Source organism: Pseudomonas sp. UBA5666, assembly GCF_002420785.1.
In the GTDB taxonomy this organism is placed as follows: domain Bacteria; phylum Pseudomonadota; class Gammaproteobacteria; order Pseudomonadales; family Pseudomonadaceae; genus Aquipseudomonas; species Aquipseudomonas fulva.
In genome coordinates this window covers 83,187-108,158 of the sequence record NZ_DIIQ01000053.1, presented here as the reverse complement: position 1 = coordinate 108,158, position 24,972 = coordinate 83,187, and the positions used below count along the sequence as shown (strand labels likewise).

18 protein-coding genes are annotated in these 24,972 nt (G+C 61.3%); 6 read left to right on the top strand and 12 right to left on the bottom strand.

The genetic code is table 11. The annotated features are described in order from the left end of the window. Positions 1-7 precede the first annotated feature (7 nt). The 3 genes from B2Y33_RS22940 (at position 8) to dacB (ending at position 5,725) form a co-directional block, all read left to right on the top strand. Positions 8-3,757, top strand: a complete 3,750-nt coding sequence (locus B2Y33_RS22940; RefSeq protein ID WP_206406039.1) for an ATP-binding protein — start codon at positions 8-10, stop codon at positions 3,755-3,757. Next, positions 3,682-4,026: a YggL family protein gene (locus tag B2Y33_RS22935; RefSeq protein WP_023533709.1), complete on the top strand. Its 345-nt coding sequence runs from the start codon at positions 3,682-3,684 to the stop codon at positions 4,024-4,026. Before B2Y33_RS22940 ends, B2Y33_RS22935 begins: the two co-directional genes overlap by 76 nt. 241 nt (positions 4,027-4,267) lie before the next feature. After that, complete coding sequence (gene dacB / locus B2Y33_RS22930) at positions 4,268-5,725, top strand: D-alanyl-D-alanine carboxypeptidase/D-alanyl-D-alanine endopeptidase (RefSeq protein ID WP_027916547.1); 1,458 nt, start codon at positions 4,268-4,270, stop codon at positions 5,723-5,725. Between the two features lie 44 nt (positions 5,726-5,769). Here dacB and rlmKL read toward each other — a convergent pair whose 3' ends face one another. After that, positions 5,770-7,962 (bottom strand): bifunctional 23S rRNA (guanine(2069)-N(7))-methyltransferase RlmK/23S rRNA (guanine(2445)-N(2))-methyltransferase RlmL, encoded by a 2,193-nt coding sequence (gene rlmKL / locus B2Y33_RS22925; protein ID WP_206406038.1) that lies wholly within the window; start codon positions 7,960-7,962, stop codon positions 5,770-5,772. A gap of 556 nt (positions 7,963-8,518) precedes the next feature. Between rlmKL and rmf the strand changes: the two genes are divergently transcribed. Next, positions 8,519-8,734: a ribosome modulation factor gene (gene rmf, locus B2Y33_RS22920; protein WP_023533691.1), complete on the top strand. Its 216-nt coding sequence runs from the start codon at positions 8,519-8,521 to the stop codon at positions 8,732-8,734. A gap of 96 nt (positions 8,735-8,830) precedes the next feature. Here rmf and B2Y33_RS22915 read toward each other — a convergent pair whose 3' ends face one another. From B2Y33_RS22915 to ppsA, 9 genes are all read right to left on the bottom strand, one after another. Next, positions 8,831-9,856 carry a quinone-dependent dihydroorotate dehydrogenase gene (locus B2Y33_RS22915; RefSeq protein ID WP_027916545.1) on the bottom strand — a complete coding sequence of 342 codons (1,026 nt, stop codon included), beginning with the start codon at positions 9,854-9,856 and terminating at the stop codon, positions 8,831-8,833. Between the two features lie 252 nt (positions 9,857-10,108). Next, positions 10,109-11,146, bottom strand: a complete 1,038-nt coding sequence (locus B2Y33_RS22910; RefSeq protein WP_023533705.1) for an OmpA family protein — start codon at positions 11,144-11,146, stop codon at positions 10,109-10,111. Between the two features lie 110 nt (positions 11,147-11,256). Continuing rightward, complete coding sequence (gene sigX, locus B2Y33_RS22905) at positions 11,257-11,823, bottom strand: RNA polymerase sigma factor SigX (RefSeq protein ID WP_023533721.1); 567 nt, start codon at positions 11,821-11,823, stop codon at positions 11,257-11,259. 114 nt (positions 11,824-11,937) lie between these two features. Next, positions 11,938-12,762 carry a mechanosensitive ion channel family protein gene (locus B2Y33_RS22900; protein WP_027916543.1) on the bottom strand — a complete coding sequence of 275 codons (825 nt, stop codon included), beginning with the start codon at positions 12,760-12,762 and terminating at the stop codon, positions 11,938-11,940. Positions 12,763-12,764: 2 nt separating this feature from the next. After that, on the bottom strand, positions 12,765-13,037 hold the full coding sequence (locus B2Y33_RS22895) for a hypothetical protein (protein WP_023533663.1): 273 nt from the start codon (positions 13,035-13,037) through the stop codon (positions 12,765-12,767). An 87-nt stretch (positions 13,038-13,124) separates the two neighbouring features. Further along, a complete protein-coding gene (locus B2Y33_RS22890) occupies positions 13,125-14,120 on the bottom strand; it encodes a zinc transporter ZntB (protein ID WP_027916542.1) in 996 nt (331 codons plus the stop codon). 27 nt (positions 14,121-14,147) lie between these two features. Then, positions 14,148-14,639, bottom strand: a complete 492-nt coding sequence (rraA, locus tag B2Y33_RS22885; protein ID WP_023533704.1) for a ribonuclease E activity regulator RraA — start codon at positions 14,637-14,639, stop codon at positions 14,148-14,150. Positions 14,640-14,734: 95 nt separating this feature from the next. Then, positions 14,735-15,727: an alpha/beta fold hydrolase gene (locus tag B2Y33_RS22880; RefSeq protein WP_128610645.1), complete on the bottom strand. Its 993-nt coding sequence runs from the start codon at positions 15,725-15,727 to the stop codon at positions 14,735-14,737. A 103-nt stretch (positions 15,728-15,830) separates the two neighbouring features. Further along, positions 15,831-18,206: a phosphoenolpyruvate synthase gene (gene ppsA / locus B2Y33_RS22875; RefSeq protein WP_206406037.1), complete on the bottom strand. Its 2,376-nt coding sequence runs from the start codon at positions 18,204-18,206 to the stop codon at positions 15,831-15,833. 177 nt (positions 18,207-18,383) lie between these two features. Here ppsA and ppsR point away from each other — a divergent pair, with 177 nt between their 5' ends. Continuing rightward, positions 18,384-19,202, top strand: a complete 819-nt coding sequence (gene ppsR / locus B2Y33_RS22870; RefSeq protein WP_027916539.1) for a posphoenolpyruvate synthetase regulatory kinase/phosphorylase PpsR — start codon at positions 18,384-18,386, stop codon at positions 19,200-19,202. A 260-nt stretch (positions 19,203-19,462) separates the two neighbouring features. Here ppsR and B2Y33_RS22865 read toward each other — a convergent pair whose 3' ends face one another. Together B2Y33_RS22865 and B2Y33_RS22860 are read right to left on the bottom strand one after the other, a co-directional pair. Then, the gene (locus tag B2Y33_RS22865) at positions 19,463-24,328 is read right to left on the bottom strand and encodes an NAD-glutamate dehydrogenase (RefSeq protein ID WP_027916538.1); all 4,866 of its coding nucleotides are present in this window, start codon (positions 24,326-24,328) and stop codon (positions 19,463-19,465) included. Positions 24,329-24,389: 61 nt separating this feature from the next. After that, positions 24,390-24,524, bottom strand: coding sequence for a hypothetical protein (locus tag B2Y33_RS22860; protein WP_255212324.1), 135 nt, complete (start codon positions 24,522-24,524; stop codon positions 24,390-24,392). Positions 24,525-24,601: 77 nt separating this feature from the next. Between B2Y33_RS22860 and B2Y33_RS22855 the strand changes: the two genes are divergently transcribed. Then, positions 24,602-24,955: a hypothetical protein gene (locus B2Y33_RS22855; RefSeq protein ID WP_145280826.1), complete on the top strand. Its 354-nt coding sequence runs from the start codon at positions 24,602-24,604 to the stop codon at positions 24,953-24,955. Positions 24,956-24,972: the final 17 nt, after the last annotated feature.

Genomic DNA, 24,972 nt, shown 5'->3' with positions numbered 1-24,972 from the left:
GGGCTCCATGGCACGTTCTATCGCCCTCCTGCTCCTGGTCGCCATGCTGCTGGGCAACCTGGCTAACGCCGGGCAGCAAGGCGCGTCCCAGTTGTCCTTGGTCGCCCGCTCCACTGCGCGACCCGCCATACCTGCAATTACTCCAGAACAGCAGCAATGGTTGAATGCTCGCCACGAACTGGTGATTGGCACATCTGCTCCGGATTATCCACCTTTCGACATCAGCAGTGGCGGGCGCGACTATCAGGGCCTCACCGCAGAGTACGCCAGCCTATTGGGCAAGGCGCTTGATCTGCCGGTCCGCGTGCTGCGCTATCCAAGCCGCCAAACGGCGCTGCAAGCGCTCAAACAAGGCGACATCGATCTGCTGGGCAGTGCCAACGGCTATGACGCCAACTATGAAGGCGTGGTGCTGTCGCACGCCTACGCCATCGACCAACCCGTGCTGGTCACCCGCGAAGACGAACACCGGGCGCTGGATACTGGCCTGTCAGGCATGCGCCTAGGCATGCTGTATCACTACCTGCCGAGGAAAGAGGTACTCAGTGTCTATCCCGATGCCAAGGTCCTGGCCTTCGGGTCATCCAGCGAAGCCCTGAATGCGGTGGCGTTCGGCCAGGCAGACGTCTTCATCGGCGACACGATCTCCACCCACTACCAACTCAACCGCGGTCACCTTCCAAGGCTGCGCATGGCCAGCTTTGGCAACCATGAAGCGTTTGGCTTCGGCTTCGCCCTGCGCGAACAAGACACGGTGCTGCTCGCGCTGGTCAATGCGACGCTCGACAGTCAGTCCTCCGCCCTGCGGTCGAGCATATTCAAACGCTGGAGCGCAGGCAGCGATCTGCTTCTGACCGATCGCAAGCTTCGACTGACGCGTACCGAAGCGCAGTGGTTGCAGCGACATCCGGTCATGCGTGTCGTTGTCGACGGTACGGCAGCGCCATTGTCCTACTTCGACAACTCGGGTTATTTTCGTGGCATCACCGCCGACCTGCTTGAGCTGATCAGCCTGCGTACGGGCTTGCGCTTCGAGGTGCAACGGGCCAGTGGCATCGCGGACATGATCGCACGGGTCAAGGACGGCCGCGCCGATGTCATCGCCGCCTTGGCAAGCGGCAGCATCGACCAGAACGATCTGCAGATCAGCCAGGCGTATCTGGACAGCACTTATGTGCTGGTCAATCGCAAGGGCAACGCGGCAGCCACTTCGCTGGACGAACTGCGCGGCAAGCGGATCGCAATCACACGCTACAGCGCCCTGGACACCATGCTCTCGCGCTATCACCCGCAAATCGGCTGGATCGAAACGGAAAGCTCGTACTATTCCATGGCCCTGCTCAACAGCGGAGCAGTGGACGCCGTCATCACAACGCTGATCGACGCCAACCACGCGTTGGCCAGCAATCCTGACCTGATCATCCGCACCACAGTGGGCAGTGAGCCTGCCAGTTATGCCATCGCCACCAGCACACCTTCCAAAACCCTCATTTCGATTCTGGACAAGGCGCTTTCGAGCATTTCACCTGAAGAGCTGGGGGTGATCAACAACCGCTGGCGAGGCTACACCCTGTTCGAAGATACCCAGGGCGAGGGCTTTCGCCGCTTGACGGTACTTGTAGCCCTGGGTGCAGCGGTATTGCTGTTGCTGGCATTGCTGTGGAACGCCCGTCTGCGTTTGCAGATCCATCAACGCCAGCAAGCGGAGCGCGCCCTGAACGATCAGGTGGCATTCATGCGTGCATTGCTCAACGGTACGCCACACCCGATGTACGTTCGTGATCGAGAGGGTTGCCTGCAGAGCTGTAACTACAGCTACCTCGAAGCGGTGCAGGCCAGTGCCGAGGAGGTCCTGGGCAAGCAACTGGAGAGCAGCCTGTTTGCCGACCGCGAGCAGACCCGACAGATCCAGGACGACTATCGCAAGGTGATGGCGGCCGGGTCGCCCTTGATCATGGACAGGCCCTTGCACATCAAGGGCCGGGAAATCACCATCTACCACTGGATCCTGCCCTACCGGGATTCGCTGGGCGAGGTCCAGGGCATCATTGGCGGATGGATCGACATCAGCGACCGCCGCCAGTTGGTCAACGAGTTGCGCCAGGCCAAGCAGCAGGCCGATGACGCCAACCGAGCCAAGAGTACCTTCCTGGCCACCATCAGCCATGAAATCCGCACGCCCATGAACGCAGTCATCGGCATGCTCGAACTCGCCGTCAAGCGTGCCGAGCAGGGCCAGGTCGATCGCGGCGCCCTTCAGCTGGCTCACCATTCGGCCAAGGACCTGCTTGGCTTGATTGGCGACATACTGGACATCGTGCGCATAGAGTCAGGGCACCTCACCCTGGTCCCCGAGGTGGTGGATCTGGCTGCATTGCTCGAGTCGGTGGGGCGTATCTTCGAGGGCCAGGCCCGGCAGAAAGGGTTGGCGCTGGAAGTCATCATCGAGCCAGCGGCACGTTGCCATGTGCTGCTAGACCCCTTGCGCTTCAAGCAGGTGCTGTCCAATCTGGTGAGCAATGCCATCAAGTTCACCGAGCACGGCCAGGTACGCATCCACGCCAGGCTTGTACAAGACACAGACAGCGCCAGCTCGCTGCTGGACATGGAGGTGCGTGACAGCGGCATCGGTATCCACCCGTACGACGTACAACGGCTGTTCAATCCGTTCGTTCAGGCGAACCCGCACAGTCAGGGGGCACGCGCCGGTACGGGCCTGGGCCTTACCATTTGCCGTACACTCTGCGAAATGATGGGCGCCGACCTCAGCATCAAGAGCCTGGAAGGCCTGGGCACCCAGGTCCGGGTGAAGATGCCGTTGCAACAAGCTGATCCTGCAGTGCGATCGACACCGGCAGTCGAGCGTTTGCAGGCACCTGACCCCCACCTCAACGTACTGGTGATCGATGATCACCCTGCCAACCTGCAACTGATGGCACAGCAGCTCGGTTACCTCGGGCTGCAGCACGCCACGGCCACGGACGGTCGCGAAGGCCTGATGGCCTGGCGTGCAGGCGACTTCGACGTGCTGGTGCTCGATTGCAACATGCCCCACATGAACGGCTACCAGTTGGCGACGGCGGTACGCACCGAAGAGCAGCGGACGGGACGAAGGCGCTGCACGATCCTGGGCTATACCGCCAACGCACAACCCGAGGTACGGCGCAAATGCCTGAGCTCGGGCATGGATGATTGCCTGCTCAAGCCCATCAGCCTCAGCACCCTGAGTCAACGCCTTGCAGCAGTGAACATGCAGCGTCGGAAAAAGAACCGGTGCAAGCCGTATTGCCTTAATGGGCTCAGCGCGGTGGTCGGGCATGACCCGGCTGACCATAGGCGATTTCTCCAGACGCTGCTACAAAGCCTGGAGACAGACTTCACGCTTTTGATGGAGCTGCAGCCTGATAAAGATCAGCAGGCAATCGCCGCCCATGCGCATAAAGTCCTGAGCGCAGCACGCATGCTAGAGGCGGCAGCGCTGATGCGAGCGTGCATCGCCCTCGATTGTGACGAACTCACACCTGCCCAAGTGCGACTGCGACGGCAAGCCCTAGCCCGGCACATGCGGCGCGTGCACCGAGCGCTGACGCTGGACCTGTCGACAACCACGTGCACGCAGGCGGGCAACCGGGCGTGTTTACTGATAGACTGCGCGGCGTTATTACCTAAGAGGATTGTTTCATGGCCACAAACCGCTCCCGTCGTCTGCGCAAGAAGCTGTGTGTCGACGAGTTTCAGGAATTGGGCTTCGAGCTGAACCTGGAATTCAAAGAGGATCTGGATGACCAGGCAATCGATGCATTCCTCGACGCGTTCCTTGCCGAAGCCATGGATGCCAACGGCCTCGACTATGTCGGCGGTGACGATTACGGTCTGGTGTGCTCGGTCAAGCGTGGCTCGGTTACCGAAGAGCAGCGCGCTGCCGTCGAAAGCTGGCTCAAAGGCCGCAGCGAATTGACCAAGGTTGAAGTCAGCCCGCTGCTCGACGCCTGGTACCCGGAAAAGCCGATCAACAAGGCAGAGTAATGCTCTGTCGGGTTCGTTCGCAGAAGGCCACCCCCAGGGGTGGCCTTTTTACTTTCGGGTCTGCGCAAAAGCTGCGGTGCTTAACACACACTCGCCGCGGCGGCCTGATGTGAAACCCATGTGCATCGAACTGGCGCAACCCCGGGGGGCTTGGGGCATAATGCGTGTGCATTCGTTCTGGGGCCATCATCCATTTATAGCCCCAATGCCCTTTCTCCTCGTTGCAGGGTATCTGTTTATCATGATCAAAACGCTCCGCCCCATCGTACTCGCCGGCCTGTTGCTGCCTTTGGCCCTGACCAGCCAGGCAGCTGCGGTCAATACAAACCTTCCACCCAAGGTGCAACAGGCACTCAAGGCCAATAAGCTGCAAGACACGGCATTGTCATTGGTGATGCTGCCCTTGGATGGCCCCGGTACAGCCACGGTGTTCAACGCCGACGTGTCCGTCAACCCTGCCTCGACCATGAAACTGGTCACCACCTATGCCGCCCTGGAGCTGCTGGGGCCGACCTACCAGTGGAAAACCGAGTTCTTCACCGACGGTACGCTCAGCAACGGTGTACTTAACGGCAACCTCTACCTCAAGGGTGGGGGCGATCCGAAGCTGAACATGGAAAAGCTGTGGTTGCTGATGCGTGACCTTCGCGCCAACGGCGTGCGCACCATCACAGGTGACCTGGTGCTCGACCGCAGCCATTTCGTGCAGCCCAACCTGCCGCAATTCAATGACGACGGGGGTGATCAGAACAAGCCGTTCCTGGTGAAGCCTGACGCGTTGCTGGTCAATCTCAAGGCCTTGCGCTTCGTGGCGCGTAACGACGGCGGCAGGGTCAGCGTTGCCGTGGAGCCGCCGATTGCCAGCATTCGCATCGACAACCAGGTCAAGGCTGTCAACAGCAAGAATTGCGCCGGCGACGTACGCTACAACCCCGTGCCACAGCCCGACGGCATCACCGTGACCGTCAGTGGTCAGTTAGGCGATGGCTGCAACTCCCAAACCTACCTCTCGCTGCTCGATCATCCGACCTATGCCGCCGGCGCGGTGCGTGCCATCTGGAACGAGCTGGGGGGTACCATCCAAGGTACCGACCGCATCGAAAACGTGCCTAAAAGCGCACGGTTGCTGGCGCGCGCTTTCTCGCCGGACCTGGTGGAAATCATCCGTGACATCAACAAGTACAGCAACAACACCATGGCTCAGCAGTTGTTCCTGAGCCTGGGTGCCCAGTTCCGTACCGATGCCGATGGCGATGACGCCCGTGCCGCGCAGCGTGTCGTGCGTCAGTGGCTGGCCAAGAAAGGCATCACCGCGCCGCACCTGGTGATGGAAAACGGCTCAGGGCTGTCCCGCGCCGAACGCGTGAGCACGCGTGAGATGGCAGCCATGCTGCAAGCGGCCTGGAAAAGCCCCTACGCGGCCGAGTTCATGAGCTCGCTGCCGCTGGTGGGTATGGATGGGACCATGCGCAAACGCCTCAAGCGCACCGCCATGACCGGTGAGGGCCACATCAAGACCGGCACGCTCAACACCGTACGGGCAATCGCGGGTTTCAGCCGTGACAGCAACGGCCATACCTGGGCAGTGGCCGCTATCCTCAACGACCCCAAACCGTGGGGCGCCTCGCAGGTGCTGGACCAGGTGCTGCTGGACCTCTACCGCCAGCCCAGCGCAAACGCCAGTACAGCCGCCAAGTGACCTGCATGGCCTGTGCCCCCCGCTAGGGCACAGGCGTCGGCGCATCACCGCAACTGCAGCTTCCAGGCGCGATGGATGCGGTTGTTGCGGGCGAAGTCCGGGTCAAGCGTCTGGGCGGTGATCTCTTCCACGGCGTAACGAGCAGACAGGTGCTCGTCGAGCTGGAACTTGCGGAAGTTGTTGGAGAAATACAGCACACCACCCGGGGCCAGCCGCGCCATCGCCAAGTCCAGCAACTGAACGTGGTCGCGCTGAACGTCGAACACACCTTCCATGCGCTTGGAGTTGGAGAACGTGGGCGGATCGATGAAGATCAGGTCGTAGCTTTCACGCTCGGCCTCCAACCACGTCATGACATCCCCTTGTTCCAGACGATTGCGCTCTGAAAAGCCGTTGAGCGCCAGGTTGCGCCGCGCCCAGTCCAGGTAGGTTTTCGACAGGTCGACGCTGGTGGTGCTGCGCGCCCCGCCCTTGGCTGCATGCACGGTAGCCGTCGCGGTATAGCAGAACAGGTTCAGGAAGCGCTTGCCGGCCGCCTCACGCTGAATGCGTAAGCGCATCGGCCGATGGTCCAGGAACAGGCCGGTATCGAGGTAGTCGGTCAGGTTGACCAGCAGCTTGACCCCCGCTTCCGACACTTCCTGAAAGCGACCTTCCGTGGCCTGGCGCTCGTACTGGCGGGTTCCGCTTTGACGCTCCCGGCGCTTGAGCACCACGCGTTGTGGCGAAATACCAAGGGCCTGGGGGATCGCCGCCAGCGCGTCGAGCAGGCGCGCTTGTGCCTTGTCGGGATCGATCGAACGCGGCGCGGCGTATTCCTGCACGTGCACCCAGTCCTGATACATGTCTACAGCCAGGGCATACTCGGGCATATCCGCATCGTACAGTCGATAGCAGCTGACCTGTTCGCGGCGAGCCCACTTGCCCAGCTGCCGAAGGTTTTTCTGCAGGCGGTTGGCGAACATCTGCGCACCCTCGGACAGGCGAGCAGGCTGGCTGGCCACCTGCGCTGGCTGGTGGGCTTGCAGGGCTTCAGCCGATTCGGTACGGCGCTCGCCGGTCACGAACTGGTCCGGCTGGACCTTGAACAGCAACAACTTGCAGGGCAGTGCACCGTTCCAGAATGCGTACTGCTTGTGGCTGCGCAGGCCCATGCGCTTGCCCAGTTGCGCAGCGCCCGTAAAGACGGCGGCTTCCCAACCCATGCATGCCTGACGCAGGCGTTCGCCAAGGTTCTGGTAAAGGTAAAGCAGGCTGGCTTCGTCACCCAGACGCTCCCCGTAGGGTGGGTTGCTGATGACCAAGCCTTTCTGGTTCTGGTCCGGGCGCGGCTCGAATGTACTCACTTCACCCTGATAGATCTTCACCCAATCGCTCAGGCCTGCGCGTTCGACGTTGTTACGCCCTGGTTGTATCAAGCGAGGATCGGCTTCATAGCCGCGGATCCACAACGCAGGTTTGGCCAGGCCAGCTTCAGCCCGCGCCTGCGCCTGATCATGCACCTTGCGCCAGAGCGCAGGCACATGGCCCAGCCACGCCGTGAAGCCCCAACGCTCACGCTTGAGGTTGGGGGCGATGTCCGCGGCGATCATTGCCGCCTCGACCAGGAATGTGCCGACACCACACATGGGGTCGGCCAGTGCGCCGCCCTGGGCAGCGATGCGTGGCCAGCCGGAACGAATCAACACGGCGGCAGCGAGGTTTTCCTTGAGCGGTGCTGCACCTTGCTGCAGGCGATAACCACGCTGATGGAGGCTGTGACCGGAGAGGTCCAGCGACAGGATCGCCTCACCCCGGTCAAGGCGCAGGTGCACGCGCACATCCGGGTCGATCTTCTCCACCGACGGGCGTAGGCCTTCACGGTTGCGCAGTTTGTCGACAATGGCGTCCTTGACCTTGAGAGCGCCGAAATGAGTATTGTCGATCCCTGACCCATGACCGCTGAACTCAACGGCCAGGGTGCCATCAGCGGCCAAGTGGTCAGCCCACTCCACGGCATTGACACCGTCATACAGGTCGTCGGCGTTTTTCATGGAAAACCGCTTGAGCACCAGCAATACGCGGTTTGCCAACCTGGACCACAGGCACAGACGGTAGGCTGTCTCCATGTCGGCAGCCCCGCGAATAGCCGAGGTGTGTTCACGCACCTCATCCAGGCCAAGGCTGCGGGCCTCTTCTGCAAGCAGGCTTTCAAGGCCTTTGGGACAAGTGAGGTAGAGTTCGAAACGGTCCGACATGAGTTATCCAGCACAGTAGGGCTATTAGACTGGCGCTGCGACGCATCGCGACGCCCTGTTTACCTGCACCCTTTTCCGACAGGTGTGCAAGTGGCCACGCTCCCCTTACGCAAGAGCGATGACCGGGCCGCCCGACTTACCCATCCATGCCTGACGGCACAAACAGCTTAGATCATCGAGCAGTACATACATTCTCGCGACACCGGGGCCTAGGTGACCCTTCGTCGCATTTCGAGGTATTTCAAATGCCTCACAGAGGCGATGGCAAAATGGCGTCAAACTTCGGCTAACCCTCGATCCTGCGGGCTGCGGCGGGAATAAGGATGAGTCGCATTTATTTACTTATCCCCTGACCCTTGGAAAGGTTACGTGCTTATGACAAATCGATCATTCCCACCGTCACCTGCATTGGTTAGAACTGAGCACAGGCCGCATCGCAACGAAGCGGCACTTCAGGCTCGCGACGCCGGCAGCGAGCCCATACCGGCAGAACGATTCTGCCCGGCCTCCATGAGGCCGACGGGACATTACAGTCAACAAGTGAGGGCAACACCCTATGAGAAGACTTAAGCGTGATCCGTTGGAAAGAGCATTTTCACGTGGCTACCAATATGGAGTCACCGGCAAATCCCGGGAGCTTTGCCCCTTTACCCTGCCATCTGTTCGTCAAGCCTGGATCAACGGCTGGCGGGAGGGCCGTGGTGACAACTGGGACGGTATGACTGGCACCGCCGGTATCCACAGGCTCAACGAAAATCACGCCGTAGGCTGATAGAGGACATTCACGCGATTTAACAGGCACGCCCCACCAGGGCGGCGGGCTGAGGCCCAAGGGCCCCTTCATGGGGCCCTTTTTTTGTGGGCAAGCTTACCGCTTGGGCATGGCGGCGATGGCGTCCACGGCTTCTCGAATGAGCGCCGGCCCTTTATAGATGAAGCCCGAGTAGATCTGCACCAGGCTCGCACCGGCGGCGATCTTCTCGGCCGCATGTTTTCCTTCCGTGATGCCCCCTGCGGCAATGATTGGCAGCTTGCCGCCCATCTCACCGGCCAACACCTGAACGATACGTGTGCTCTTCTGGCGTACGGGGGCACCTGAGAGCCCGCCTGCTTCACCGCCATACGGCAGGGCCTCCACGCCTTCGCGCCCGAGCGTGGTATTGGTCGCGATGACCGCGTCCATGCCTGACTCGACAAGCGCAGCGGCCACCAGCGCCGTTTCTTCATCGCTCATGTCAGGGGCAATCTTGATGGCCAAGGGCACATGCCGGCCATGACGGGCGCTCAGCTGTGCCCGACGTTCCGCCAAGGCATCGAGCAATTGCTTGAGCGAATCCCCGAACTGCAGGCTGCGCAGCCCCGGGGTGTTGGGTGAGCTGACATTGACAGTGACGTAACTGGCCGCGCTGTAGACCTTGTCCAGGCAGATCAGGTAATCGTCCACCGCACGCTCGACTGGCGTGTCGAAGTTCTTGCCAATATTGATACCCAGCACGCCCTTGTAACGGGCAGCGCGTACACGGCCCAGCAGATGATCAACCCCAAGGTTATTGAAACCCATGCGGTTGATGATGGCAGTTGCCTCTGGCAAGCGGAACAGCCGAGGTTTGGGGTTGCCAGGTTGCGGGCGAGGCGTGACAGTGCCGATCTCGACGAAACCGAAGCCCAGCTGGGCGAAGCCGTCGATGGCCGTACCGTTCTTGTCCAAGCCAGCCGCCAGACCTACCGGGTTGGCGAAATCCAGGCCCATGACCTTGACCGGCAATGAGGCCGGGCGCTTGCACAGCTTGCCGTTCAAGCCAAGCCGGCCGCCGGCACCGATCAGGTCCAGCGACAGATCATGAGAAGTTTCCGGTGACAGTTTGAACAGCAGCTGGCGGGCCAGGGTATACATGGGCAGGCAAGACTCGGGGTGAGTGAGGGGGCGATTATAGCTATCACCAACGGCACAGGACAGCCCGATGTTGGCCTGCAGGTTTTCTGCGGAGGGCTGCCTGGGCAGATGAACGTACAGACAAATGTCTAGCAGGCAAGCACTGCCTTGGCTGGGCCTTACACCAGTGCTTGCCTGCTAGACATCACATGCTGTCATGCAGGCAAAGAAAAACCCGGCCGAGGCCGGGTTTTTCATGAAGCTTCAAACCAATTACTTGGCCTGGGCTTCTACCTGAGCTTCAACGCGACGGTTGATAGCACGGCCTTCTTCGGTGGCGTTGTCGGCAACCGGACGGGTTTCGCCGTAGCCAACCGAGTCAACACGGCTGGATTCTACGCCGTACTGCTGGGTCAGGACCTGCTTGACAGCGTTGGCACGACGCTCGGACAGCTTCTGGTTGTAAGCGTCTGGACCTACGGAGTCAGTGTGACCTTCAACCACGGTGGTGGTCTGTGGGTACTGCTTCATGAAGTCAGCCAGGTTCTTGATGTCGCCGTAGCTGTTAGGCTTGACGACCGACTTGTCGAAGTCGAACTTGACGTCCAGCTCAACGCGAACGACTTCGGCAACAGCCGGGCAGCCGTCGGCGTCAACAGTGACGTTGGCCGGGGTGTCTGGGCACTTGTCGACGTTGTCGCAAACGCCGTCGTTGTCGGAGTCGGAGCAGACTTCAGCAACTGGAGCAGGTGCAGGAGCAGCCTGGTTCTTCGGGCTACCGCCGAAGTTCAGACCAACACCAACGCTTGGAGCCCACTCGGTGTCGCCCTGGTCGATGTTGTACTGAGCTTCTACGCCGGCACGGGCGTAGAACATGTCAGTGATGTACCACTTGGCGCCAGCGCCAACGTTGGCGAAGGTGGAGTGGTTACGACCACCACGGCCGGTCTGGCCGATCGACTGGTGCGAGAAACCAGCGGAAACGTACGGACGGATGGCGTCGTACGGGTTGTTGAAGTGGTAAACGGCGTCCAGGGCGGTGTTGGAGCCCTTGATGTTCTTGCCGTCGTCGCCACGAGCGTTGTGGACTTCGTCGTAGCCCAGACGCAGTTCAACGTCGTCGGTCAGGAAGTAACCGATGGAGCCGCCGAACAGGTTACCGTCGTTTTTGAAGTCGCGCTGGCTGTCGAAGAATTCTTTCTTGTAGAAGATTTCAGTTTCGACGGCGCCTTGGCCTTGTGCCATAGCGCCAATCGAGGTGGCGGCTACGAGCGAACCAATGGCCAAGCCCAAGGTGTTTTTCAGTTTCATCCGTTAAATCCCCATCTGGTGATAGTTAAGCAGTCCCACCAAAACCGGGGGGACAACTCGTCGGCGAGTCTAGCAGAACTCGCCGGTTCGTTAGAGATATTTGCTGGTCGTTAAGTTTCATCCAGACCGGCAAATTTCTCCCGAAGCTTGTCAAGCGCACGCTTGTATCGCATTTTCGTCGCGCTGAGCCCCATGTGCATGATATCCGCGATCTCCTGGAACTCCAGCTCGGCGACGAATCGCAGCACCAGGATTTCCCGATCGATCGGGTTCACATGGACCAGCCACTTGTCCAGCCCGCCCTTTTCTTCGGCCTTTGGGGCCTTGTCCTCGGACGCCTCTTCAACAGGGTCCAGGCTCAAGGCATCCATCAACCTGCGCTTGCGGCGCTCCTTGCGGTACTGGGTGATGCATTCATTGTAGGTGATGCTGTAAAGCCAGGTCTTGAATTTGGATTTTCCCTCGAAATTCTTGAGACCATAGAGCACTTTCAACATGACTTCCTGACAGACATCATCCGCGTCCCGGTCGTTCCCCAAATAACGTGCACATACGTTGAACAGGGTTCGCTGATAGCGACGCATGAGCTCCTCATACGCGCGGGTCACGTGATACAGCTCCTCATGCGAGCGCGCCACCAACTCTTCGTCAGTGAGTTCGCGGGGGTCGTAGCGCATGGGCGGCGTGGGGACTTTATTCAAAACGAATCTGGCCGACAGTCAGGTCAATGTCGCCGCAAACGCCCAGGAGGGTCGGTTTTTGCGGCGGCATACATTAACAGCTTTGTGCGGTCAGCGGCTATTGACCCGCTGCTCGAGCAATTCTCGGTTGGACAGGGAAACCAGCTCGTCATCGTCGGTGAGGATCACCGTCTTGACCGTGCCGATTTCCTCGATATGCCCTTCTACCTCGCCAATGCGCACCTGCTGGCCCACCTGGAACAGCTCGCGGACGTAGATGCCCGCCAGGATCTGACCCGCGATTTCGCGGCTACCCAGGCCCATGGCCAGCGCAACGGCCAGACCAACGGTAATCAGGCCGATAACGATCACATGGTTGAGCAGGTCGGTCTTGACCTCCAGCTGGCTGATAGCCACTGAAATGCTGATGATGATGACCAGCCCCTGAACGATGCGTCCAAGCCCCGCGGCGTACTCAAGCCCCACGCCTTCGGCAGCGCCGCGCACCAGGCCGTTGGCCACCTGCGCCAGGAGCACGCCCGCGAGCAATATCAACGCTGCACCGAACACCTTGGGCAGGTACAAGGCCAGCATGTCGAGCGTGGCCGAGACGCGCTCCAGGCCCAGCGACTCGGCGGCCGATACGAGGAAGATCAGCAGCACGAACCAGTAGACGATCTTGCCGATCAGGGTAGAAATCGGTACCTGAATGCCAACCCGGCCCAGCATCTTGGTCAGACCCGTACCGGCCATCAGGCGATCAAGGCCAAGCTTGGCCAGCAGTTTGGAGAGCAAGGTATCGAGCAGCTTGGCTACCACAAAGCCCAGCAGCACCACCACCAACGCGCCGAACAAGTTGGGGATGAAGTTCGCCACCTTGGTCCATAGGGCGGTCATGGCGGTGACCAGGCTCTGGGTCCAGAGATCGAGTTCCATATTCAGTCGGCCTTATCAGCTTTGCTGCCAGCGGCAGCGTTGCGGGAAGAATGTCTGCGCACCGGCGCGACGTGCGCCGAGCCATTGTTGATGGCGATCATCAGCGCCTGGCTCCAACGGCCAAGCAAGCTGAACAGATCACCGGCGCCAACCTGACGGTTGGCGGTCTTGAGCACGCGACCCAGGCAGGCGGCATCATCCTGGTCATGGCGGTCATTGCCGGACGGGGATGCCTTGAGCAGGTCACGCAGGGATTGTTCGAACGGATCGTGCATGGGCACCTCGCGTAGTATCAGCAAGAGACGAGACGGCCTGGCGACGGGTCACACCTTGTGTCGACCTGGCTGCTGGCGCGCTGGCGGCTATACCCACTGCAAGCGCCGGAACAACCACCATTGCCCTGCTGCCAGCCCCACCACCACCAGGCACGCCATGAGAAACCCGTAAGGGTTCTGCGCCCCAGGAATGCCACCCACGTTGATGCCCAACAGCCCGGTGATGAAGCTCATTGGCAGAAAGATGCAGGTGATGATGCCAAACCGGTACATGGTGCGGTTCATCCGTTCGCTGCGGCGGCGGTCTTCGCTCTCAAGCACCAATGCCGCACGTTCGCGGGTCAGTTCGAGCTCTTCGAGATAGCGGATCAGGCTGTTGTTCAGCTCGTTCCAGTAATCGGCATCGACCTCGGCAAACCAGCTCCACTTGCTGCGTGAAAGATGTGCATAGATGTCGCGCTGCGGGGCCAGGAAACGTCGCAGCCCAGCCGCGCGGCGGCGGATCTGCTGCAAGCTGCCCTGATCAGGCAGGTGTCGCTCGTCAACCTCTACCTTTTCTTCTTCGAGGTCGACCAATTCGGACAGATCGCTGACCAAACCCTGGACTTTCTCGGTCAGCAGTTCGCCCATCAGCAACAGCAACTCGGAAGCTGTCTTCGGCCCCCTGCCCTGCTCCAGTTGCAGCAGGACTTCGTCGCTGGCCCGGAGCGGGCGCAAGCGCAGCGAAATCACGCGCTGGGCCTGGGCGAAGATTCGCACCGAAACCATGTCCTCAGGCTCGGCACCAGGGTTGAGGTTGACCCCACGCAGAAACAGCAACAATTGCTCGTCGGCCATCGGCAGCAAGCGCGGCCGAGTGTTCTCTTCCAGCAACAGCTCGCAGGCGAATTCACTAAGGCCACTCTCGCTCAGCAGCCATGACCGGGTTTGGGGGTGGCTGCGGTCCCAGTGCAACCAGAGGCTTTGCTCAGGTTGCAGTTGCAAATCGGCCAGCTCGGTTCGGGCGATGGCGCGTGCCCCGCCCTTGCCATCGAGCACCAGGGCATGCACCAGCCCCCACTGCGCGTTGTCTTCCTCGAACATCAAAGCTCCATCAGCGCCAGCGGCGCGTCACTCCGGCATCTGCAACGGGCTTGGCGAGACCAGTACGCCGTTGTTGTCGGCGTACACGTATTCACCGGGCCTGAAGGTCACGCCCGCGAAACTCACCACGACGTTGAGGTCGCCAATGCCACGCTTGTCGGTTTTGAGCGGGTGGCTGGCCAGCGCCTGCACACCCACGTTGGTCTGGATCAGTGCGTCGACGTCGCGCACGCAGCCGTAGATCACCAGGCCTTCCCAGCCGTTTTTCGCCGCTTTTTCGGCAAGCATGTCGCCCAACAGGGCGCGACGCAGCGAGCCGCCGCCGTCGACCACCAACACCTTGCCCCGGCCATCGAGTTCGACCTGCTCACGCACGAGCGAGTTGTCCTCGAAGCACTTGATGGTGACGATCTGGCCACCGAACGAATCGCGGCCACCAAAGTTGCTGAACATCGGCTCCAGCACCTGCACGAGGTCCGGATAGGCGTCACACAGGTCGGGCGTTACGTAATGCTGCATGGCAAGCTCCTGTCAGTCACAACGAAAGCGATTGAGGGCCAAGGCTACACCTTGGAGCACACCGCAGTCACCCGAGACCGCACGGTCAGCGCCTTTCATAGCGCGGGCACGAGCGCCAAGGCCTCAATGGACGCATGCACCGGCAACCTGGGCTCACGCAGCCAGCGTTCTACCAGCGGCCATACCTGCACGTGGGCAGCCTGGCTGGCCAGCATGTCCGCATGGCCAAAGGCATCGAAGCCCGCCGCAGGCCCAAGGCAGAGGAACTGCTTGTGCGCGCCACCGAGTTGCTCGAACAACGTGCGGCAGGCCCACGGCGGGCTCTGCTGGTCGGCCGTGGCTGCGACGGCCAGGGTCGGCACGTCGACTTGAGCAAGGCCTGCCCACCAGTCGCCCTGCTTGTCGCCAAAACGCCCGAACAATCCGTGCCAGCGCATGTGTTCCAAGGCAAGGCCGACGGGTTCATCCTCTGGCCCGCGCCCAAAGCGCGAGCCAGACAAATGCCCCCAGCGGCGCAGCAGCCACCGCATGCCCCACACCACCGGAGGCACTTTCAACGGCCAGTAGCTGCGGCTTACCTGGGAACCGAATAGCGCCACACCCGACACATGCTGCGCAGCCAACGCGCCGCTCCCCAGGGCGACCGCCAAGGTAGTGCCGCCCAACGAATGCCCAATCCACAGGGGCGCCCTGCCCGCTTTCTCATGCACGAAGGCACCGATGGCCGGTACGTCGTCGCGCGCGTAGGCGGCCACCGTGTTCTGTGCCCAATCCCGATTGCGCGGCGACAGCCCGTGACCACGCATCTCGGGGATCCATACATCGAAGCCGGCCCGGGCCAGGTAGGCCCCAAGGCCACCGCCCTTGGGTGAATACCAGAAACGCCGATTGGAAAAGCTGCCATGCAGCAAGATGACCGGAATACCCTGGGCGGTGTTCTGGTCAGCCAAGCCCAGCCGGGTCACGGCCAGCTCCACGCTGGGATCGGGACCCAAGCCGGCCTTGATGCGATAGACATCTTCACTGAGGTCGCCGCGACGCTCGGCACTGAGCAAGGCGACGGGAAATAATGTACTGCTGCTTTGCATAGGTCGGTTGCTTGTCGCACAAAAAAGGGCGAAATCCATCGCTGGAACTCGCCCTGGAAAAAACCAGGCGAGGGACGCCAGACGCCCCTCGCGTTTTGCGGTATCAGGTCGCGCTTTGGCCTTCGGCCAGGTAGAACCAGGTTTCGAGCACCGAGTCCGGGTTCAGCGATACGCTGTCGATGCCCTGCTCCATCAGCCATTTGGCCAGGTCTGGGTGATCCGAAGGGCCCTGACCGCAAATGCCGATGTACTTGCCGGCCTTGTTGCACGCCGCGATGGCGTTGGCCAGCAGCTTCTTGACCGCGGGATTTCGCTCATCGAACAGGTGGGCAATGATGCCCGAATCACGGTCCAGACCCAACGTCAGCTGGGTCAGGTCGTTCGATCCGATGGAGAAACCGTCGAAGTATTCGAGGAACTCGTCGGCCAGGATGGCGTTGGACGGCAGTTCGCACATCATGATGACGCGCAGGCCGTTGTCGCCACGGGCCAAGCCGTTTTCAGCCAGCAGGTCGACCACTTGGCTGGCCTCACCGAGGGTACGCACGAACGGCACCATGATCTCGACGTTGGTCAGGCCCATTTCGTTGCGCACGCGCTTGAGTGCGCGGCACTCGAGTTCGAAGCAATCGCGGAACGCCTCGCTGATGTAGCGCGAGGCTCCACGGAAGCCCAGCATCGGGTTTTCTTCTTCGGGCTCGTACAGCTTGCCGCCGATCAGGTTGGCGTACTCGTTGGACTTGAAGTCCGACAGGCGCACGATCACTTTCTTGGGATAAAACGCCGCTGCCAGGGTGCTGATGCCTTCGACCAGCTTCTCCACATAGAAACCGACCGGGTCGTCATAACCGGCGATGCGCTTGTCGACGCTGTCCTTCAGGTCGGCCGGCAAGCCGGCGTAGTTGAGCAATGCCTTGGGGTGCACGCCGATCATGCGGTTGATGATGAATTCCAGGCGCGCCAGGCCTACACCGGCGTTGGGCAGCTGGGCGAAGTCGAAGGCGCGGTCCGGGTTGCCGACGTTCATCATGATCTTGAACGGCAGCTCGGGCATGGCGTCCACCGAGTTCTGCTTGATGTCGAAGCCCAGTTCACCCTCGAAGATGAAGCCGGTATCGCCTTCGGCGCAGGAGACGGTCACGCCCTGCCCATCTTTGAGAATCTGGGTAGCGTTGCCGCAACCGACGACCGCCGGAATACCCAGTTCACGGGCAATGATGGCCGCATGGCAGGTACGCCCGCCACGGTTGGTGACGATGGCACTGGCACGCTTCATCACCGGCTCCCAGTCCGGGTCGGTCATGTCCGAGACCAGCACATCGCCTGGCTGCACCTTGTCCATCTCGGACACGTCGTTGATCACGCGGACCTTGCCGGCGCCGATGCGCTGGCCGATGGCGCGGCCCTCGACCAGTACGGTGCCTTTCTCCTTGAGCAGGTAACGCTCCATGACGTTGGCGCTGGCGCGACTTTTCACGGTCTCGGGGCGGGCCTGGACGATGTACAACCGGCCATCGTCACCGTCCTTGGCCCACTCGATGTCCATCGGGCGCTGATAATGCTGCTCGATGATCATCGCCTGCTTGGCCAGCTCAACGACCTCGTCGTCGGTCAGGCAGAAGCGGGCACGCTCGGCGCGATCGACTTCAACCGTCTTGACCGAACGACCGGCCTTGGCTTCTTCGCCATAGACCATCTTGATCGCCTTGCTGCCCAGGTTGCGGCGCAGGATGGCCGGACGGCCAGCCTGCAGGGTGTGTTTGTGTACGTAGAATTCGTCAGGGTTGACCGCGCCCTGGACCACGGTTTCACCCAGGCCGTAGGCACCGGTGATGAACACGACGTCACGGAATCCCGACTCGGTGTCCAGCGTGAACATCACGCCGGCGGTACCGGTTTCGGAGCGAACCATGCGCTGCACGCCAGCCGAGAGCGCGACCAGCTTGTGGTCGAAGCCCTGGTGCACACGGTAGGAGATGGCACGGTCATTGAACAGCGAGGCGAACACTTCCTTCGCAGCACGGATCACGTTGTCCACGCCGCGGATGTTGAGGAAGGTTTCCTGCTGGCCGGCGAACGAGGCGTCTGGCAGGTCTTCGGCGGTGGCCGAGGAGCGCACGGCCACGGCCATGTTGTCGTTGCCATTGGCCATTTCGGCGAAGGCGGTACGGATCTCGGCATCTAGGCGCGCCGGGAATTCGGCTTCCATCACCCACTGGCGAATCTGCGCGCCGGTCTTGGCCAGGGCGTTGACATCGTCCACGTCCAGGGCATCGAGCGCCGCATGGATGCGGTCGTTGAGCCCACTTTGCTCGAGGAAATCACGGTACGCCTGAGCCGTAGTGGCAAAGCCGCCCGGCACGGACACGCCGGCACCGGCAAGATTGCTGATCATCTCGCCCAGGGATGCGTTCTTGCCCCCCACATGCTCCACATCATGGACGCCGAGCTTTTCGAGGGAAACTACGTACTCTACCAAGGTGATCTCTCCACTAGCTGTATTGGAAAAGCTCAACGGCGCCCGCCTGTCTTCTTGACTGGGCCGGACGCATGTGGCCTGTACCTGGAAAATAAGTGAGAATGCCGACAGCCGCATTCGGCAAAGCGAACTTATCATAATCAAGAAACGTCATCATCACTAAGGCCCCGATCGCAAATGAAACGAACCGCGTTCTTCATCTCCGACGGCACCGGCATCACTGCCGAGACCCTGGGCCAGAGCCTGCTCGCGCAGTTCGAGAGCATTCCTTTCAGCAAATTCACCCGGCCCTACATCGACTCCCCCGAAAAAGCGCGCAACATGGTTCAGCAGATCAATGCGGCGGCCGAGCGCGACGGCATGCGGCCGATCATCTTCGACACCATCGTCAACCAGGACATCCGCGAGATCCTCGCCACCTCCAATGGGTTCATGATCGACATCTTCTCCTCGTTCCTGTCCCCGCTGGAGCAGGAGTTGACCGCCCATTCCTCGTATTCGGTGGGCAAATCCCACTCCATTGGTGGCAATTCCAACTACATGGAGCGCATCGAGGCGGTGAACTTCGCCCTGGACAACGATGACGGCGCTCGCACCCATTACTACGACAAGGCCGACCTGATCCTGGTGGGTGTGTCCCGTTGCGGCAAAACCCCGACGTGCCTGTACATGGCCATGCAGTTCGGCATCCGCGCGGCCAACTACCCGCTGACCGAAGACGACATGGAGCGCCTGCAACTGCCGGCGGTGCTGAAAAAGCATCACAGCAAGCTGTTCGGCCTGACCATCGACCCCGACCGGCTGACCGCCATTCGCCACGAGCGCAAGCCCAATAGCCGTTACTCGAGCTTCGCCCAGTGCGAATTCGAGGTGCGAGAAGTCGAGAGCCTGTTCCGCCGCGAGAACATTCCCAACATCAATTCCACGCATTTTTCGGTGGAAGAAATATCGGCCAAGATCCTGGTGGAGAAGGGTGTGGAGCGGCGGTTCAAGTAAGGCAGTGGCGGGCTTGGTCTGGTGATGTCGTAGGGTTTGAGCGCAGACATCGTGAGCAACGCCTGTCTCTATCGTTGGCTTATGGGTGCTGCTCGGTGCCGGCGGCGGGCATCAGCGGCCTCGGTACTTGAGTTCTGCATCACAGATGACTGGGGCCGCTGCGCGCCCCGTTGACCGTCATTCCATAACCAATCGCCCAACACCTCACCCACAAAAAAGCCCCGGCATCACGGCCGGGGCTTTTTCATTACAGCAATGACTCAGGACGGCATTACAGTCGCCTGCCCACTCATGGCCAGATCGACCAGTTCGCGGTTGGCCACTGCATACATCGCGTAGTCATGGCCCGAGGCGCTGCGCAGGTCATCGAGCATGGCGCGCCAGCGCTCCACCATCACCCGATGCTGCTCGGCCCACAGCGCGACGCGGGCATCCATGTCCTGCGGTGCATCGGCCATCTGCAATACCGAGATGGTGATGGCGCGTTGTTGCAGGTCGATGTCGTCGCGGAAGGCTTCCCGGGCCAGGGCCTGCCAGTTGTTCTCCACCGGCAGATTGCTGATTTCCTGCAAGTACCAGGTCAGGTCAAGCGCGCTGCCCACGGCGAAGAACGCCTTGGCCACCTGCGCCGGCTCGTGACCGGTCACATCAGCCGCCTCGATGATCGGCAGCAAGGTGTACAGATGGCTGGTACCGGCCACCATGCGTGCCAACAGCTCCGGCACCCCCGCATCGACGAAGCTCTGGTAACGCACCATCCAGCGTTCCCGGGTCGGGCCTTCGAGCAGTTCGTCGAGCTTGAGCCCAAGCTGGGCGATCTTCGGCCCAAAGTGGGCGCAATCACGGCCAGCGTCTTGCTCATTGCGACGGCTACGCAGGAACCAGCGCGTGGCTCGACGACCCAGGCGCATCAGTTCGTCCATCAGGGTCAGCTGGATCTCGGCGGGGACCTGGTAATCCAGCGCCTCGATCTGACGGAACCAGTGCGGCAGGTGGAAGATGTCGCGCACGATCACGTAAGCCCCGGCCACGTTGGCAGGGCTCATGCCGGTCGATTCCTTCAACCGCTGCACGAAAGTGATGCCCATGTTGTTGACCAGGTCGTTGGCGATCTGGGTGCTGACGATCTCGCGCTTGAGGCGGTGGCGGCGCATGGAGTCGGCGAACTTGCTGACCAGCGACGGCGGGAACGCGGTTTCCATGTCGCGGGTCAGGTAATCGTCGTCCGGCACCTGGGACTTGAGCAACTGCTCCTTCAAGTCGATCTTGCTGTAGGAGATCAGTACAGAGAGCTCTGCACGGGTCAGGCCCTGGCCGGCGGCGAGGCGCTCGGCCAGCTGTTCCTCGGAAGGCAGGAACTCGATGGCCCGGTCAAGCTTGCCACGGGCCTCGAGGTCGGCCATCAGGCGCTTGTACTCGGCAATGCGCTCGCGCACGCGACGCGCTGCCAGCGACAGCGCCTGGGTCTGCTTGTAGTTGTTGCCCAGCACCAGGCCGGACACTTCCTCGGTCATGCTACCGAGCAGCTGGTTGCGCTGCTTCTCGGTCATGTCACCACCCTGCACAACCTCGTTGAGCAGAATCTTGATGTTGACCTCGTGGTCGGAGCAATCCACGCCGCCGGCGTTGTCGATGAAGTCGGTGTTGGTGGCGCCGCCGTGCAGGCCGAATTCCACCCGGCCAAGCTGGGTCATGCCCAGGTTGCCGCCCTCGCCTACCACCTTGCAGCGCAGCTCGTTGCCGTTGACACGCAAGGCGTCGTTGGCCTTGTCGCCAACGTCGGCGTGGCTTTCGCCACTGGCCTTGACGTAGGTGCCGATGCCACCGTTCCAGAGCAGGTCAACGGGCGCCTTGAGCAGTGCATTGAGCAGCTCGGTGGGCGTCAGGCGGTCGGCCTCGATGGCGAAGCGTTCCTTCATCTGCGCCGTGATGGCGATGCTCTTGGCGCTACGCGGGAAAATGCCACCGCCTTCGGACATGATGCTGGTGTCGTAGTCGGTCCACGCCGAACGCGGCAAGTCGAACAAGCGCTTGCGCTCGGCAAAGCTGGACGCCGGCTCCGGGTTGGGGTCGATGAAGATATGCAGGTGGTTGAAGGCCGCTACCAGTTGCAGCTTGTCGGACATCAACAAGCCATTACCGAAGACGTCGCCGGCCATGTCGCCCACACCGATCACCGTGATCGGATCTTCCTGCACGTTGATGCCGCGCTCACGGAAGTGACGCTGCACGCCGACCCAGGCACCGCGGGCGGTGATGCCCATTTTCTTGTGGTCGTAGCCTGCCGAGCCACCCGATGCGAAGGCGTCACCCAGCCAGAAGCCATAGTCGATGGCGATGCCGTTGGCGATGTCCGAGAACGTGGCGGTGCCTTTGTCGGCCGCCACGACCAGGTACGGGTCGTCATCGTCGTGACGCACCACGCCGACCGGCGGCACGACGCCACCGTCCTTGAGGTTGTCGGTAATGTCGAGCAACCCCGAGATGAAGATGCGGTAGCACGCCACGCCCTCTGCCGCGATCTCGTCACGCGTGCCGCCCAGTGGCAGGCGACGTGGCAGGAAACCACCCTTGGCGCCGACAGGTACGATTACCGAGTTCTTCACCTGCTGCGCCTTGACCAGGCCCAGCACCTCAGTGCGATAGTCTTCCTCGCGGTCCGACCAGCGCAGGCCGCCGCGCGCAACGTTGCCAAAGCGCAGGTGCACACCCTCGACCCGAGGGGAATAGACGAAGATCTCGAACTTGGGCACCGGCTTGGGCAGTTCGGGCACAAGCTTGGGGTTGAACTTGAAGCTGAAATACGACTTGTTCTGGCCGTTGGCATCGAGCTGATAGAAGTTGGTGCGCAGGGTGGCCTTGATCAGGTCCAGGTAGCGACGCAGGATGCGGTCCTCGTTGAGCACCTGCACCTCGTCCAGCGCATTGAGGATCGCTTGCTCAAGGCGCTGCTGCTTGTCCTCGAGGTCGTCCTGGGTCAGCTTGCGGGCCAGGTAGAAACGCGTCTTGAACAGGCGGGTAAGCTCGCGCGCGATGTCGGTGTGGTTGTTCAGCGTGCTGGCAATGTAGCCCAGGTCGAAGCCCAGACGGATTTGTTTCAGGTAGCGTGCATAGGCACGCAGCAATGCCACGTCGCGCCACGGCAGGCCCGCGGTCAGCACCAGGCGGTTGAAGGCATCGTTTTCGGCATCGCCGCCGACGATGTGGATGAATGCATCCTGGAAGGTGTCATTGAGTTCCTGGATGTTCAGGCTCAGGCCTTCGCTGTAGGTGAAGGCGAAGTCGTGAATCCAGTATTCGCGGCCATTGGCGTGGCGCAGTCGATAGGGGAACTCTCCCAGCACGCGCAGGCCGAGGTTTTCCAGAATCGGCAGTACGTCCGACAGCGCCAGAGGGGTGTCGGCGTGGTACAGCTTGCAGTGCAGGGTGCGCTCGCCAACCCGCGTGAGCGGCTGGTAGAAACTCATGGCCAGTGGCTTGCTTTCCGACAGGGCCAGCACATGCTGCAGGTCCACCACCGCCGAATGGGCGGCGAAGCGCTCGCGGTAGCCAGCCGGGAAGCCTTTGGGGAAATCGGCCAGGATGTTGGTGCCTTGGGCTTCGCCGAAGTTCTCCACGACCAGCGCCGAGAAATCGTCCTGCCAGGAACGGCAGGCCTGGATGACTTCACGCTCGAGCTGCTGCGGGTCGATGTCGATACGGTTCTTCGGGTCCACGCGCAGGATCAGCTGCACACGGGCCAGTACCGACTCGGAGAAGAAGGTCCAGAACTCGCAATCGCTGGCCTTCAGGCGTTCCATCAACACCTGCTGGATTTTCTGCCGAACCTCGGTGGAATAGATTTCACGCGGCACATAGGCCAGGCAATAGCAGAAGCGCCCGTACGGGTCTTTGCGCAGGAAGACGCGAATCTTGTTGCGCTCCTGGATCTGCACGATGGACATGACCGTGCTGAACAGCTCATCGACCGGCGTCTGGAACAGATCGTCGCGCGGCAGCACCTCGAGCACCTGCGCCAGTTCCTTGCCCAGGTGAGCCTTGGTATCGAAGCCGGAACGGCGCTCCACTTCGGCGACCTTGACCCGGATGTAGGGGATGGCGTGCACGCTTTCGCCATACACCGTGGAGGTGTAAAGGCCCATGAAGCGGTGTTCCTTGAGCACGTTACCCGAGGCATCGAGCTGACGGATGGACACGTAGTCAGGGTAGCCCGGGCGGTGTACCCGGCTTGGCAGCGCAGCCTTGGCGAAGGAGAGCAGCAGCGGCTCGGCCAGGTAGGCCACGGCGTAGTCTTCGATGCGCAGCTCTTCGGGGGTCAAGCCAACGCGCAGGCGACGCGGCAGCCCAAGGAACGACTGCGCGTCGTAAACCATCTGGCCACCGGCCTGATCGGCCTGGACGGTGAACTCTTCGTACCCCAGGAAGGTGAAGTGGTTGTCCAGCAACCACTCCAGGAACGCCTTGACCTCGCCCTTTTCGTGCTGGGCCGGCCCGTACGGGGTCTGCTCGACCAGCGCCACGACTTCACGCAGCTTGTCCTTCATCGGCTCGAAATCATCGACCGCCACGCGGACCTCGGCCAGCACCTGCTCGATTTCCCGAGCCAGCACGCTCAGCTCTGCAGCGTTGGCGCAGCGATCGATCTCCAGGTACATCAGCGACTCGTGCCCAACCCCTTCACCGTGGGTACCCTTGGGCAGCAGCTCCAGCAATTCGCCCTTGGCGTTGCGGCGCACGCTCAATACCGTGGTCTGCAGCGTATGAATGCTGTAGCCACGGCGGTTCAGCTCGGTGCGGACCGAGTCCACCAGAAACGGCAGGTCATGGTGCAGCACCTCGACGACCGTGTGGGTCGACTGCCAACCGTTGCGTTCGTAATCGGGGTTGTACACGCGCACCTGCGGGTGCTCGGGGTCGAAACGCTCGACGATGCGCCAGGCCGACAGGGTGCAGCCGGCCAGGTCGGAAAGCCTGCGCTGGGTGAGTTCGTCCAGAGAGATGATGCCGAAGAACTGTTCGGCGAACAGCGCCACTTGTGGCAGGGACTGTTCGCTGATGTGCTGCGCCAGGGCCGCTTGCAGTTGATGCTGGAAGTCGGCTTTGCTGGCCGCGGTGAAGAACGCCATCTGTGGTACTCCGCTTGGGCTTTGTAATAGTTGAAGCGTCGCTGCGTGCGCCGTGCCGGGATCAACGATAGACGATTGCAGGCAGGGCGAACGATGAAAACCAGGCGTTGAGCGTGCGCATGCACGCCCAGGACTGGGCGAAGCTTAACGACTGACCGGTCATCAAGGCTTGCAGCGCTGCGACAATTTCGTTCAAGGGGCGGTAACTTTACGTTTATGCATGTAAGCAAGACTGTCAGAATTCCCTTCCGTTTCCTTTGATCCGAGCCCGCCATGCAAATCGACACCGCCGTGCTGTTCGCCACCCCCTGCGATGAAGAGGAGGACAACATGGCCACCCTGTGCTGCCACAGCGACAAAGGCCAGATGTTCCTGCTGACCCGCTACCCCGACGAAGACACGGTCGACCTGACCCTGGATGATGAGCCCTCGACCCTGGACGGCTTGAAAGTGACCTTGAGCGCAAGTGGCCTGTTGATCGAAGTGGCGGCAGGTGACCGGGACGCCTTGCGCGGTGATGAGGTGCTTCAGATCAACCTGACCAGCACGCTGAGCGATCTGGACGAGATCAGGCAAACCTTGGAAAACATCCTGAGCGGCACCGGCACGTTCATCTGCGAACTCTAATCCACCGATCACTGCGC